10 protein-coding genes are annotated in these 14,788 nt (G+C 61.3%); 2 read left to right on the top strand and 8 right to left on the bottom strand.

Annotated features, from left to right (window positions below; genetic code table 11):
* Positions 1 to 23 precede the first annotated feature (23 nt).
* The 8 genes from truA to leuC all read right to left on the bottom strand — a co-directional run bounded on the left by truA (position 24) and on the right by leuC (position 10,399).
* On the bottom strand, positions 24 to 848 hold the full coding sequence (gene truA, locus ACI77D_RS04205) for a tRNA pseudouridine(38-40) synthase TruA (protein WP_064453248.1): 825 nt from the start codon (positions 846 to 848) through the stop codon (positions 24 to 26).
* A 233-nt stretch (positions 849 to 1,081) separates the two neighbouring features.
* Entirely contained in the window at positions 1,082 to 3,679 is a 2,598-nt protein-coding gene (locus ACI77D_RS04200) for a FimV/HubP family polar landmark protein (protein WP_407016111.1), read from the bottom strand.
* 161 nt (positions 3,680 to 3,840) lie between these two features.
* On the bottom strand, positions 3,841 to 4,851 hold the full coding sequence (locus tag ACI77D_RS04195; protein WP_407016110.1) for an aspartate-semialdehyde dehydrogenase: 1,011 nt from the start codon (positions 4,849 to 4,851) through the stop codon (positions 3,841 to 3,843).
* Positions 4,852 to 5,101: 250 nt separating this feature from the next.
* Positions 5,102 to 6,214, bottom strand: a complete 1,113-nt coding sequence (gene asd / locus ACI77D_RS04190; RefSeq protein ID WP_053257089.1) for an aspartate-semialdehyde dehydrogenase — start codon at positions 6,212 to 6,214, stop codon at positions 5,102 to 5,104.
* A 64-nt stretch (positions 6,215 to 6,278) separates the two neighbouring features.
* Complete coding sequence (gene leuB / locus ACI77D_RS04185; protein ID WP_064453251.1) at positions 6,279 to 7,361, bottom strand: 3-isopropylmalate dehydrogenase; 1,083 nt, start codon at positions 7,359 to 7,361, stop codon at positions 6,279 to 6,281.
* Positions 7,362 to 7,413: 52 nt separating this feature from the next.
* Positions 7,414 to 8,178: a class I SAM-dependent methyltransferase gene (locus ACI77D_RS04180; RefSeq protein ID WP_407016109.1), complete on the bottom strand. Its 765-nt coding sequence runs from the start codon at positions 8,176 to 8,178 to the stop codon at positions 7,414 to 7,416.
* A gap of 147 nt (positions 8,179 to 8,325) precedes the next feature.
* Positions 8,326 to 8,970: a 3-isopropylmalate dehydratase small subunit gene (gene leuD, locus ACI77D_RS04175; protein ID WP_053257092.1), complete on the bottom strand. Its 645-nt coding sequence runs from the start codon at positions 8,968 to 8,970 to the stop codon at positions 8,326 to 8,328.
* A gap of 10 nt (positions 8,971 to 8,980) precedes the next feature.
* Entirely contained in the window at positions 8,981 to 10,399 is a 1,419-nt protein-coding gene (gene leuC / locus ACI77D_RS04170; protein ID WP_064453254.1) for a 3-isopropylmalate dehydratase large subunit, read from the bottom strand.
* A 147-nt stretch (positions 10,400 to 10,546) separates the two neighbouring features.
* On the opposite strand from leuC, the gene ACI77D_RS04165 reads away from it, so the two are divergent.
* Both ACI77D_RS04165 and ACI77D_RS04160 read left to right on the top strand, forming a co-directional pair.
* A complete protein-coding gene (locus ACI77D_RS04165) occupies positions 10,547 to 11,437 on the top strand; it encodes a LysR family transcriptional regulator (RefSeq protein ID WP_064453255.1) in 891 nt (296 codons plus the stop codon).
* A 66-nt stretch (positions 11,438 to 11,503) separates the two neighbouring features.
* Positions 11,504 to 14,782, top strand: a complete 3,279-nt coding sequence (locus tag ACI77D_RS04160; RefSeq protein ID WP_064453256.1) for an EAL domain-containing protein — start codon at positions 11,504 to 11,506, stop codon at positions 14,780 to 14,782.
* Positions 14,783 to 14,788: the final 6 nt, after the last annotated feature.

Here is a 14,788-nt window from a genome sequence, read left to right as displayed (position 1 = left end):
GGTAACAAAAGCTTTTCCGGGCGTCAGCCGCCAAGTTCGCTGAAACCTGTGAGGAAGTGTGGCCCGATGAAGCGATCCGGCAACTCGAACTCATCGCGGTATTCCACATCCACCAGGTACAGGCCGAACGGATGCGCCGTCACCCCGCCAGTGCGGCGGATGCGGCTTTCCAGCACTTCCCTGGCCCACTCCACCGGACGCTCGCCGGTGCCGATGGTCATCAGCACGCCCGCAATGTTGCGCACCATATGGTGAAGGAAGGCGCCGGCACGGATGTCCAGCACGATCATTTTGCCGTGGCGGGTCACCCGCAGGTGATGGACTTCCTTGATCGGCGATTTGGCCTGGCACTGGCCGGCACGGAAGGCGCTGAAGTCATGCACACCCACCAAATGCTGTGCAGCCTCGGCCATGCGCTCGGCATCCAGGGGACGGTGGTTCCAGGTAATTTCCTGATTAAGGTGCGCCGGGCGGATCTGATCGTTATAGATCACATAGCGGTAGCGCCGGGCAATCGCCTTGAATCGCGCATGAAAATCCGCAGGCATGACCTTGGCCCAGGTGACGCTGACGTCGTGGGGCAAATTAATATTGGCGCCCATCACCCACGCTTTCATCGTGCGCTCGGCCTGGGTATCGAAGTGCACCACCTGGCCACAGGCGTGCACACCCGCGTCGGTACGCCCGGCGCACATCAGCGACACCGGCGAGTCAGCGACTTTCGATAAAGCGTTTTCCAGGGTTTCCTGCACCGTCAATACGCCGGAGGCCTGGCGCTGCCAGCCGCGATAGCGCGAACCTTTGTATTCCACGCCCAGGGCGATGCGGTAAAAGCCTGCGGCCGCCATTTCGGCGGCCGCGTTATCTATATTTGCCAAGAACTGAGAGCCCGATGAGTTGCGCAAAGGCGCCCATTATAAAGGCGGCAGGCGTATGAGGGGCGCTTTTGTTGCATGAGCGTACGCAGTCCTGATGTGGGAGCGGGCTTGCTCGCGAAAGCGGTGGGCCAGCCAACTAATGCATTGACTGACACTCCGCTTTCGCGAGCAAGCCCGCTCCCACTCTGGATTTGCATCTTCCTTCAGATTTTGCCAAGCATTTCCTTGGCTTCACCGCGCTGGATTTCATTGCCCTCGGTCAGCACCTCGGAAAGGATGTCCCGCGCGCCGTCGGCATCGCCCATGTCGATGTAGGCCTGGGCCAGGTCCAGCTTGGTGGCGACCTCATCGGTACCGGAAAGGAAGTCGAATTCCGGCTCATCACCGCCCAACGCCGCCTCTTCAGCAGTGAAGGAAGGCTCGATCGGCGGATGCTCCAGGCTCTGGGACAGGCGATCCAGCTCAGCGTTGACGTCATCGAGCTCCGAGGCGAATACCTCGGGCTTGCCGGCGGCAGGCGCTTGCGGCTCATCCGCCAGGGACAGGTCGAAATCTTCCGGCAGGTCAAAGTCGTCCAGCGCGGCAGGCGTCAGGGTCGGCGGCTCAACGGCCGGAACGTCCTTCATCTGGTCTTCAAGACCGGAAAGGAAGTCGTCATCCGACTGCGTGGACGCCGGAGCCTCCAGTTGCAGGTCCAGATCAAAGTCCGACAAATCGTCCGGGCTGGCCTTGGCTTCAGTCTGCTGTTGCAACACAGACTCGAAGCTCAGCTCGTCTTTCGGGTTGACCACGGCCGGTGAAGCGGCTTCCAGATCGTCCAGGCTCAGGTCGAAATCCGTGTCGAACGCCTCTGGCTCCGGGGCCGGAGCAGCGGGTTTGTCTTCCATCAGGTTCTTGACGTATTGGGCGTCCAGGGCTGCTGCAGCCACCGCAGCACTGACGCCCGCCGCCAACACAGCCATGGCCGGGAAGCGACTTTTGAGCTGCTCGACCTGGGCATGGTTCTCACCATTGGCCACCAGTTGACGCTCCTGGGTAACGAAGCCGTCCTTGTCGCTCTGCAGGCCGTAAACTTCCATCAACTTCAAACGCAGATCGCTTCGCTTGGGCTCGCGCTTGATCGCCTGCTCCAGCACATCGGCCGCCTGGTTCAGGTGACCACGGTCGATATGAGATTGAGCTTGCGCCAACGCATCACTGGAATTTTCCGGAGCGACGGCAACCGCCAGCGGCGAGAGTACCGAGGCAACCGTCGGCGCAACCACGACCGGCTCAACCACCGCAGCGGGCGCAGGCGCAGCAGCCAACTTGACGTTCGGTGGCGTTACTTCAAGGCCTTCGAAGCTGTCTGGTGGCAGGTCGTGATCAATGCTAGGGGAAAATTGCGGTTCTTCGGCCAAAGCCCGCGCCATACGCAGGTGCTTTTCTTCTTCAAGGCGCGCATTGCGATGACGTGCCCACAACAACAGGAGCAACAACACCAGCAAGCCAGCCGCACCGCCGATCACACCCAGGACGATCGGATTAGTCAGCAGATCGTTGAATTTACCTTCGGTGGTGTCAGGCGCGGCATCCGGCTTGATCGGCTCGGGTGCAGCCGGTGCCGGTGTCGGTGCAGCCGCAGCAGGCGCAACTTCGGGCGTTGCTGGAACAGCAGCCGGCGCAGCGGCTGGCTCGCCGGCCAATTGAGCGGGCATCGCCGCAATCGCCGGCGCCGCCGGGGCGCCGTTTGCTGCCTGCAACCTGGCAAGTTGATCGTTTTTCAGTTGAATCAGCTTTTGCAGCTTGTCCAACTGGCTTTGCAGGTCCGCCGCGCGGCTTTTCAGTTCGGCATTGTCGCGGCGAGTGGTATCCAGTTGTTCCTGGGTCATCGCAAGCTTGTCGTTCAGTGCCCGACCGTCACCCGCCTTGCCCTTCGCGCCTTTCTTGGCCGATTCGGCAGAGACCAGGCTCAAGTTATCCTTCGCGTCGGTGCTCGACGGCGCATTGCCCGCCTGGGCGCGCTTGGTCGCGTCCAGTTGCTGCTTGCCCGCCGCTTGATTGTTGGCCGTGCGACGCCCCTGGCGCCAGGCCGCATTTTGCGCGGTCACTTCGGCAATCGCCTTGGGCTGCGCCAAGGCGGAGGCTTGCTGGCGGTCCGGCAGGCGCAGGACATGGCCAGTTTTCAGGCGATTGATGTTGCCGTCGACAAAGGCGTCAGGGTTGAGCGCCTGAATAGCCAGCATGGTCTGCTGGACCGACGCACCATTACGGTTCTTTGCTGCAATTTCCCACAGGGTGTCGTGAGAAGTCGTGGTGTGCTGAGCGGGTTTGCTGACAGTCGGCGCAGTGCCGGTCGGCGCGCTCAAACGCGGCGCGGGTGCGCTGGCAGTCGGCGTCGGCGTCGGTGCCGACTGCTCGAACTTGGCCGGGTCGAGCAGCACACTGTAGTCGCGCATCAGGCGGCCATTGGGCCATTGCACCTGCAGCAGGAAACGCACATAGGAATCCGGCAGCGGCTTGCTGGACGTGACGCGCACCACGCTGCGGCCGCTAGGGTTGATCACCGGGGTAAACGTCAGGTCATTGAGGAACGCCTGGCGATCAACGCCTGCGTCTACAAACGCCTGGTCGGAGGCCAGGCCCGGGGTAATCTCGGAAGCGGTGAGGCCACCGACATCAAGCAATTCGATTTCCACCGACAACGGCTGGTTCAACTTCGACTTGAGGGTCATCTCCCCAAGCTGCAGCGCCTGCGCCATACCGGAGGACAGCGCTGAGGCGGCCGCTATTGCTAACACCAGTTTGCGAACTTGAACCATAGCCTCATCCTTTGTTTGAACACTCCCCGGCCTGCGAGAAGGTTGGTAACCGCTGCCATAAGGCATGGCGAGCCGATAGGTTACCGACGCGCTTCTGTTCCGCTAGGGACCAAGCATAGCGCTTGGCTAGAATCAATCTACAAATTGCCGCCAAGTATCTTTTACGCAAGGCCTTTTATCAACAACTGCGCCAGTTGCACGGCATTCAATGCGGCGCCTTTGCGTACGTTATCTGACGTCAGCCATAGATTTAGTTCCGCCGGGTCATCCACGCCCGCACGTACTCGGCCCACGTAGACCACGTCCTGGCCGACCGCATCGCCCACGGCCGTGGGGTAATCGCCCTCTTCGACCAGCTCAATGCCCGGTGCAGCCTCGAGTGCACGGTTGACCACCGCCAGATCGACTGCCGCGCCCAATTGCAATGACACAGTCAGGCTATCGCCAAAAAACACCGGTGCTTGAACGCAGGTTGCGGAAATCTTCAGTAAAGGAGTTTCCAGTACCGCACGCAGTTCGTGGACCAGGCGTCGTTCCAGGGCTGTATGACCTTGGGCGTCGGGCGTGCCGACTTGTGCCAGCAAGTTGAAGGCCATCTGCCGATCGAAGAACTTGGGCTCCAGCGGGCGTACGTTCAGCAGCTCTGCGGTTTGTCGAGCCAACTCGCTGACAGCCTCACGGCCCTGGGCAGAGACGGCCAGGTTGGCGGTGACGCTAACGCGCTGAATGTCCAGCAAACGGCGCAGCGGCGCGAGGACTACCGCCAGGTTGGTAGCGGACGGGCTTGGGCTGCCCAGCTGGAAGGGCTTTTTCAGATCGTCCAGCACATGGGCGTTGGCTTCCGGCACCACTTGAGGTGCCTGCTCGGCCGGCAACGCGCCGGAGAGATCGATCACCGAGCAGCCGGCGGCCGTGGCGCGCGGGGCGAAACTCAGGGTTACCGCCGGACCGGCTGCGAAGAACGCCAATTGCGCCTTGCTGAAATCGAATTCATCGACTTCCTTTACCCGCACGTTTTTGCCGCGAAACGGTACTGACGCACCGGCCGAGTTGCTGCCCGCCAGCAGGTACAAGGTGCCCACCGGGAAATCCAGCTCTTCGAGAATCTGCACCAGGGTTTCGCCCACGGTGCCGGTGGCGCCGATCACTGCAATTTCAAAAGTCTGGGTCATGGGGGCTGCCTCGGGCATTGCGGGGGGAGCGGCACTTTACCGGGTGGCTGGGGGTGAGGCAATTAACCTGGGGGGTTTGTGCTGTGGCTGCTGGCCCCATCGCGAGCAAGCCCGCCCCCACATTCGACCGCATTTCAACGCTGGAACTCGGTCAAGTGTGGGAGCTGGCTTGCCGGCGATGAGGGCCCTAAAGAACAACAAAAACCCGCGCCTGTCACCAGAACGCGGGTTTCTTACTTACCAGCAGCGATTACCGCTCCAGCAAAATCCGCAGCATGCGGCGCAGTGGCTCGGCCGCGCCCCACAGCAGTTGGTCGCCAACGGTGAACGCGCCCAGGTACTGGGTGCCCATGTTCAGCTTGCGCAGACGGCCAACCGGCACATTCAGGGTGCCGGTAACCTTCGTCGGGCTCAGCTCCTGCATGCTGATTTCGCGGTTGTTCGGCACCAGCTTGACCCATGGGTTGTGCTGGCTGATCAGCCCTTCGATATCGGCGATCGGCACGTCTTTGTTCAGTTTGATGGTCAGCGCCTGGCTGTGGCAGCGCATGGCGCCGATACGCACGCAAATACCGTCCACCGGGATCGGGCTCTTGAAGCGGCCCAGAATCTTGTTGGTTTCGGCCTGGGCTTTCCACTCTTCGCGGCTCTGGCCGTTCGGCAGTTCCTTGTCGATCCACGGGATCAGGCTACCGGCCAATGGCACACCGAAGTTCTCGGTCGGGTAGGCCTCGCTGCGCATGGCTTCGGCCACACGGCGGTCGATGTCAAGGATCGCGCTGGCAGGGTCGGCCAGTTGATCGGCAACCGCCGCGTGGGTCGCGCCCATTTGCTTGATCAGTTCGCGCATGTTCTGCGCACCCGCACCGGACGCCGCCTGATAGGTCATGGCGCTCATCCACTCGACCAGGCCCGCTTCGAACAAGCCGCCCAGGCCCATCAGCATCAAGCTGACGGTGCAGTTGCCGCCGACGTAGTTCTTGGTGCCCGCATCCAGTTGCTGGTCGATGACCTTGCGGTTGACCGGGTCGAGGATGATCACGGCGTCGTCCTGCATGCGCAGGCTGGAGGCGGCGTCGATCCAGTAACCCTGCCAGCCGGCTTCGCGCAGCTTGGGGAAGACTTCGCTGGTGTAGTCGCCACCCTGGCAGGTCAGAATCACATCGAGGGTTTTCAGCTCTTCAATGCTGTAGGCGTCCTTGAGCGGGGCGATATCCTTGCCCACGGACGGCCCTTGGCCACCTACGTTCGAAGTGGTGAAAAACACCGGCTCAATAAGATCGAAATCCTGCTCTTCCAGCATCCGCTGCATGAGCACGGAACCGACCATACCGCGCCAACCGATCAGACCTACACGTTTCATCGCAACTACACCTTGTTAAAAAGTGGGCCGCCTTGCAGCAACAACTGCAAGCGGGCCCGAGAGATTACAGATTCCGCAGCGCGGCGACTACTGCGTCGCCCATTTCTTGCGTGCCGACTTTGGTGCAACCCTGTGACCAAATGTCACCGGTGCGCAAACCTTGGTCCAACACCAGGCTGACGGCCTTCTCGATGGCATCGGCCGCGTCGCTCAGGTTGAAGCTGTAACGCAGCATCATCGACACCGACAAAATGGTCGCCAACGGGTTGGCAATGCCCTGCCCTGCGATGTCCGGCGCCGAACCGTGGCAGGGCTCGTACATGCCCTTGTTGTTGGTATCCAGGGACGCCGACGGCAGCATGCCGATGGAACCGGTGAGCATCGAGGCCTGGTCGGACAGGATGTCGCCGAACAGGTTGTCGGTGACGATCACGTCGAACTGCTTCGGCGCACGCACCAGCTGCATCGCGGCGTTGTCGACGTACATGTGGCTAAGTTCGACGTCCGGGTAGTCCTTGGCCACTTCTTCGACGATTTCGCGCCACAGTTGGCTGGAGGCCAGTACGTTGGCTTTGTCGACGGAGCAGACCTTTTTGCCGCGCACGCGGGCCATGTCGAAACCGACACGGGCGATACGGCGGATTTCGCTCTCGCTGTACGGCAGGGTGTCGTAGGCCTGACGCTCACCATTCTCCAACTCGCGCACGCCACGCGGCGAGCCGAAATAGATACCACCGGTCAGCTCGCGCACGATCAGGATATCCAGGCCCGCCACCACTTCCGGCTTGAGGCTCGACGCGTCGGCCAGTTGCGGGTAGAGGATGGCCGGACGCAGGTTGCCGAACAGGCCCAGTTGCGCGCGAATTTTCAGCAGGCCGCGCTCAGGGCGGATATCACGTTCGATCTTGTCCCATTTCGGACCGCCCACGGCGCCGAGCAGCACAGCGTCAGCAGCACGGGCACGGTCCAGCGTCTCGTCGGCCAAGGGCACGCCATGCTTGTCGATCGCGGCGCCGCCGATCACGTCGTGGCTCAGTTCGAAGCCCAGGCTGTACTTGGTGTTGGCCAATTCCAGGACTTTGACCGCTTCGGCCATGATTTCCGGACCAATACCGTCGCCAGGAAGAATCAGAATCTGCTTGCTCATGCGTTCCTCATTTCATCAAGCGACCTGCCCGTGGGCAGGCCGGGAAAATTAATCAACGTTCGGCAAAAACCACCAGCACGTCGGTGCTGAAGGTGCCGTCGGCCTGAATCTCGTAGTAATCACGCACTTCCTGGCCCATCGCCTGCTGCAGCTCTAGGATCGCGGTGCACAAGGCCTGTGGTGTGCGCATGCGCTCGACCCAGGAGGTGTATTCCAGGCGCAGGCGTTGGCGACTGCTGGTGCGCACATGCAGCCCGGCCTCGCTAAGTTGACGCATCCACTCGGCGGCGGAGTAATCGCGCACGTGGCTGGTGTCGCGCAGCACTTCGACGGTTTGCAGGTAAGTGTCCAACAGCGGGCTGCCCGGTGACAAGACGTCGACAAAGGCCGCCACGCCACCTGGCTTGAGTACGCGGCGCACCTCACGCAAAGCCAGGCCGAGGTCGCTCCAGTGGTGGGCCGAGTAACGGCTGAACACGAAGTCGAACTCGCCATCGGCGAATGGCAGGTGTTCAGCGGCGCCGCATACGGTGCGAATGTTGTTCAGGCCGCGATCTACAGCGGCGGCAGCTACCACGTCGAGCATTTGTTGGGACAGGTCGTAGGCCACCACTTCTTTTACCAACGACGCCACTTGGAAACTCACATGCCCGGCACCGCAGCCTAAATCCAGCAGTCGTGCAGCGCCCTGCCCGGCCAGTTCGGCCTGGAGCACGGCGAATTCGGTGCCTTGGGCGTGCACGGCACTGCTCAGGTAGGCCGAGGCTTGCTCGCCGAATTGTTTTTGCACGACTTGGGTGTGGGCGTTGCTGGTCATGGTGAGCGTCCTTGAGACTTGTGTTGTTTGTACTGCCGTCTTCGCGAGCAAGCCCGCTCCCACATTCAACCGAGTTCCTTCAGTTGAAATGCGATCAAATGTGGGAGCGGGCTTGCTCGCGAAGGGGCCAGTCCGGTCTACATAGAATCACGCGTCGCGAAACAACCAGGGCTGGCTGGCCCGGTGCTTGGTTTCAAACGCGGCAATCGCATCGCCGTCCTGCAAGGTCAGGCCGATGTCATCCAGGCCATTGAGCAGGCAGTGCTTACGGAACGCATCGACTTCGAAGTGATACACCTTGCCGTCCGGGCGCGTAACGGTCTGCGCAGCCAGGTCGACGGTCAGTTGGTAGCCCACATCGGCTTCCACTTGCTTGAACAGCTCATCCACTTCGGCGTCGCTCAAGATGATCGGCAGCAAGCCGTTCTTGAAGCTGTTGTTGAAGAAGATATCGGCGTAGCTCGGCGCGATGATGCTGCGAAAGCCATATTCTTCCAGGGCCCACGGCGCGTGTTCACGGCTGGAGCCGCAACCGAAGTTCTCGCGGGCCAGCAACACGCTGGCGCCTTGGTAACGCTCGGCGTTGAGCACAAAGTCCTTGTTCAGCGGGCGCTTGGAGTTGTCCTGGTAGGCGTAGCCCACGTCCAGGTAGCGCCACTCATCGAACAGGTTGGGGCCAAAACCGGTGCGCTTGATCGACTTCAAGAACTGCTTGGGGATGATCTGGTCGGTGTCGACGTTGGCACGGTCCAACGGCGCTACGAGACCTGTGTGTTGGGTAAAAGCTCTCATCGGGTTTTCCTCAGATCAATTCGCGAACGTCGATGAAACGACCGTTGACGGCAGCTGCAGCGGCCATGGCCGGGCTGACCAGGTGGGTACGGCCACCGGCGCCCTGACGCCCTTCGAAGTTACGGTTGGAGGTGGACGCGCAATGCTCGCCCGATTCCAAACGGTCCGGGTTCATCGCCAGGCACATCGAGCAGCCCGGCTCACGCCATTCAAAACCGGCCTCGAGGAAGATCTTGTCCAGGCCTTCGGCTTCGGCTTGCGCTTTGACCAGGCCCGAGCCTGGCACCACGATGGCTTGCTTGATGGTCGAGGCGACTTTACGGCCTTTGGCGATCACCGCCGCGGCGCGCAGGTCTTCGATCCGCGAGTTGGTGCAGGAACCGATAAACACGCGGTCCAGCTGGATGTCGGTGATCGCCTGGTTGGCTTTCAAGCCCATGTATTTCAAGGCGCGCTCGATGGAACCGCGCTTGACCAGGTCGGCTTCTTTAGCCGGGTCCGGCACGTGCTGGTCGACGGCCAGGACCATTTCCGGCGAGGTGCCCCAGCTGACTTGCGGCTTGATCTGCGCAGCGTCGAGCTCGACCACGGTGTCGAACACCGCATCGGCGTCGGAGACCAGGTCTTTCCAGGCTTCGACGGCGGCATCCCAATCGGCGCCTTTCGGTGCGAACGGACGGCCCTTGACGTATTCAACGGTCTTTTCGTCCGCCGCCACCATGCCCACGCGGGCACCGGCTTCGATGGACATGTTGCAGATGGTCATGCGGCCTTCAATGGAGAGGTCGCGAATCGCGCTGCCGGCGAACTCGATGGCATGGCCGTTACCACCGGCGGTGCCGATCTTGCCGATCACGGCGAGCACGATGTCCTTGGCAGTCACGCCAAAGGGCAATGTGCCTTCGACCAGGACCAACATGTTCTTCATTTTTTTGGCGACCAGGCACTGGGTGGCGAACACATGTTCCACCTCGGATGTGCCGATGCCATGGGCCAACGCGCCGAACGCACCGTGAGTAGAGGTGTGGGAGTCGCCGCAAACCACAGTCATGCCGGGCAACGTCGCGCCCTGCTCCGGGCCGATCACGTGAACGATGCCTTGGCGCACGTCATTCATCTTGAATTCGGTGATGCCATATTCGTCGCAGTAATCGTCGAGGGTCTGCACCTGAAGGCGCGACACGGTGTCGACGATCGCGTCGATGCCGCCCTTGCGCTCAGGGGTCGTCGGTACGTTGTGGTCCGGGGTGGCGATGATCGAGTCGACGCGCCAAGGCTTGCGCCCGGCCAGCCGCAGGCCTTCGAACGCTTGGGGCGAGGTCACTTCATGGATGATGTGACGGTCGATATAGATCAGCGACGAGCCATCGTCGCGCCGTTTCACTTCATGGGAATCCCAAAGCTTGTCGTAAAGCGTTTTGCCGGCCATCAGTCGGTCCTCATCATCGGTCTTTCTATGCCCCGGGCCTTGAGACATTCAATAACCCTTTGGCTTGTGAGGCTGATGGTATGGCGCTACATTAAATAACTCAAATTCATATTTTTTATGCTTTGGATTACCAACTGGAATACCACAATGGACTTGGCCAACCTCAACGCTTTTATTGCTATCGCCGAGACCGGCAGCTTCTCCGGCGCCGGTGAACGACTGCACCTGACCCAGCCGGCCATCAGCAAGCGCATTGCCGGCCTGGAGCAACAATTAAAAGTGCGCCTGTTCGATCGCCTGGGCCGTGAAGTCGGCCTGACCGAGGCCGGGCGGGCTTTGCTGCCGCGCGCCTATCAGATTCTCAACGTGCTGGACGATACGCGCCGTGCCCTCACCAACCTGACCGGCGAAGTCAGCGGTCGGCTGACCCTGGCCACCAGCCACCATATCGGCCTGCACCGCCTGCCACCGATCCTGCGCACCTTTACCCGCCAGTACCCCAACGTGGCGCTGGATATTCAGTTCCTCGATTCGGAAGTGGCCTACGAAGAGATTCTGCATGGCCGCGCCGAAGTGGCGGTCATTACCCTGGCGCCTGATCCGCACAATTTAGTCCGCGCCACCCCGGTGTGGGATGACCCCCTGGATTTCGTGGTGGCACCGGAGCACAGCTTGACCGGCAACGGCACTGTCAATCTGGCCGATATTGCCAGGCACCCGGCGGTGTTTCCGGGCGGCAACACCTTTACCCACCACATCGTCAGCCGTCTATTCGAGGCTCAAGGCCTGACGCCGAACATCGCGATGAGCACTAACTACCTGGAAACGATCAAGATGATGGTGTCTATCGGCCTGGCCTGGAGCGTTTTGCCGCGCACCATGCTCGACGATCAGGTGGCAAGCATCGCTTTACCGGGCATACAGCTCAGTCGCCAGCTAGGCTATATCGTGCACACCGAAAGGACGCTGTCGAACGCTGCGCGGGCTTTCATGAGCCTATTGGATGCACAGGTCGATCTGCCAGGGATACCGGCATGAAGCTGTGCGACCCCAAGGTCTGAAACACGCCGCGCCGACCGCCCATTGAGCCAAGGCCCTTTGATAATGCGCAACCCCGTCGACTCCGTGCCGCCCCTGCCCCGCATTTACGCCCTGGACCCTCAAGAGGCGGAACAAAGCTGGGACAATGCCCCGCAATTGCTGGCAGCCCTCAATGCTGCCCGGCTGGGCGCGTGGAGCTGGGAAATCGACACCGGCAGAATCAGTTGGTCAAGGGGCACTCAGGCGCTGTTCGGCTACGATCCTCGGCAACCTTTGCCCAAGGACCTGGAATACCTCGACCTTCTCGCCCCACAGGATCGTGAGCGGGTCGTGCGCGCCTTTCATGCGGTGCTGGCGGGAGAGCCGTTCGAGCAGGCCATGCACCACCATATACAGTGGCCGGATGGCAGCGATCACTGGCTGGAAATCAATGGCAGCCTGATGCCGGACAAGGCCGGTCGGCGCCGCATGATCGGCGTGATCCGCGAGACCACCCGCCAGCGCGAGCGCGAGCGCGCCCTCATGCAGTCGGAAAAACGCTTCGCCACGCTGTTTCACCTGTGCCCCAACATGGTCCTGCTGACCCGTCAATCCGACGGCCTGATCAGCGAAGCCAACCAGTATTTCGAGATACACTTCGGTTGGCCCGTGGCCCACGCGATCGGCCGCACCACGCTGGACCTTGGCCTGTGGCGACAGCCTGAACAACGTGCGCTGTTGGTCAAGGCCACGCAGCGCAAGGGCGAACCCATCACCATGGAGGTGCAGTTCTGCGCCAGCAACGGCCAGATCCACGATGGCACCCTCAGCGCGCAGAAAGTCGAGCTGGAGGGCGAGGCTTACCTGATCAGCACCTTTCTCGACACCACCGAGCGCAAAAACGCCGAGCAAGCCCTCAAGGACAGCCAGGAGCGCCTCGACCTCGCCCTGGATTCGGCGCAACTGGGCACCTGGGACTGGCACATCCCCACCGGCATGCTCTACGGCTCGGCCCGCGCCGCCCAATTGCACGGGCTGCCGCCCGAACCCTTCCACGAGTCGTTCGATGCGTTTTTTGATGGCATGTCGGATGACGACCGCGAAGGCATGCGCAATGCCTATCGCAGCTTGCGTGAAGGCCAGGACGGCAACTATCAGTTGACCTACCGCGTGCTGACGGAGGACGGCAGCCCTCGCTACCTGGAAAGCCGGGCACGCCTCTATCGCGACGAATCCGGCAAACCGCTGCGCATGGCCGGCACCTTGCTCGATATCACCGACCAGGTGGAGCGCGAACAACGCATCACCGCGTCCGAAGAAAAATTCGCCAGCCTGTTCCAGGCCAGCCCCGACCCGATCTGCGTCACGTGCCTGGACAGTGGCGCCTTTATCGAAATCAACCCCGCCTTCACCCAGACCTTTGGCTGGACAGTTGCCGAGGTCATCGACAAAAGCGCTGAGCAGATTGGCCTGTGGGATGAATCGAGCAAGCGCTTGCAGCGTATCGAACGGGTGATCCGCGAGCAGGCGCTGAGCAATGTGGCCATCGTGGTGCACCACAAGAATGGCCAAAGCTTGACCTGCATGATCTCCAGCCGGCTGATCACGGTCGGAGCCCAATCCTGTATCGTCACCACCCTGCGCGATATCACCCAGCAACAACGCTCGGAGGCCGCGCTAAAGGCCAGTGAAGAAAAATTCGCCAAGGCTTTCCATTCCAGTCCCGACGCCATTTCCATTACCGAACGTGACACTGGCCGCTATGTCGAAGTCAACGACGGCTTTTGCCGCCTCACCGGCTATCGCGCCGAAGAAGCTATTGGCCTCACGCTTTACCAGATTGGCATCTGGGCCGATGAAAACCAGCGTGCTGCGCTCTTGGCCGAACTGCAGATCAAAGGTCGTATCCATCATCTGGAAATGCTTTGGCACAACAAACGTGGCGAGGTGCTGGCCGTCGAGGTTTCGGTAGAACCGATCACCCTGAATGAAATGCCGTGCCTGCTGCTGACCGCGCGGGACGTGAGCCTGCTGAAAAACGCCCAGGCGCAGATTCGTCACCTGGCCTATCACGACCCGCTGACCAACCTGCCCAATCGCGCATTACTGATGGATCGCCTGAGCCAGCAGATCGCCCTGCTCAAGCGCCACAACTTACGCGGCGCGTTGCTGTTCCTCGACCTCGACCACTTCAAGCACATCAACGATTCCCTCGGCCACCCGGTGGGCGACACCGTGCTGAAAATCGTCACCGCGCGCCTGGAAGCCAGCGTGCGCATGGAGGACACGGTAGCGCGCCTGGGCGGGGATGAATTTGTGGTACTGCTCAGTGGCCTGGAGGGTACGCGGGCGCAAGTCAGCGCCCAAGTGCAGGAGCTGGCCGACACCCTGCGCGAACTGCTCTCGGAGCCGATGTTCCTCGATGGGCACCGCTTGCAGGTCACGCCCAGTATTGGCGTGGCGCTGATTCCCGACCATGGCTCCACGCCGGCCGACCTGCTTAAACGCGCCGATATCGCCCTCTATCGCGCCAAGGACTCGGGACGCAACACCATACAAATGTTCCACAACAGCATGCAGAAAACCGCCAGCGAGCGCCTGCGCATGGAGACCGACCTGCGCCTGGCCCTGTCACGCGGAGAGTTCAGCGTGCATTACCAGCCCCAAGTGGATGCGCGCGGTAACAAAATCGTCGGCGCCGAGGCGCTGGTGCGCTGGCAACATCCGCAACTGGGTGCGCAGTCACCGTCCGAATTCATCAAAGTCCTGGAAGACAGCGGCTTGATCCTGGAAGTCGGCACCTGGATTCTCGATCAAGCCTGCGGCGCATTTGCGCAACTGATTGCCGACGGACTGGTGGACCCACTGAATTTCAGCCTGTGCGTGAATATCAGCCCCCGGCAGTTTCGCCAGAACGACTTTGTGGAGCGGGTGGAGCACAGCCTCAAGCAGTACCATCTGCCCCACAGCCTGCTCAAACTGGAAATCACTGAAGGCATCGTGATCCAGAACCTGGACGATACCGTGGCCAAGATGCGCCGCCTGAAAAAGCTCGGCGTGAGCTTTGCGATGGATGACTTCGGCACCGGCTATTCGTCGCTGACCTACCTCAAGCGCCTGCCGGTGGATGCACTGAAGATCGACCAGTCCTTTGTGCGCGACGCCACCCATGACCCCAACGATGCAGAAATCATCCGCGCCATTGTGGCCATGGCCCGTAGCCTGAACCTGGACGTGATCGCCGAGGGCGTGGAAACCCCGGAACAACTGGCGTTCCTGCAAAAGCTGGGCTGCCATTTGTATCAAGGGTATTTGCACAGCCGGCCGTTGCCGATCGAGGGGTTCAGGCGTTTGTTGATGTGAGGCACA

It is taken from the genome of Pseudomonas sp. O39 (genome assembly GCF_045447295.1).
Classification (GTDB): Bacteria; Pseudomonadota; Gammaproteobacteria; order Pseudomonadales; family Pseudomonadaceae; genus Aquipseudomonas; species Aquipseudomonas antarctica_A.
This window is presented reverse-complemented; position numbering and strand designations above follow the sequence as displayed.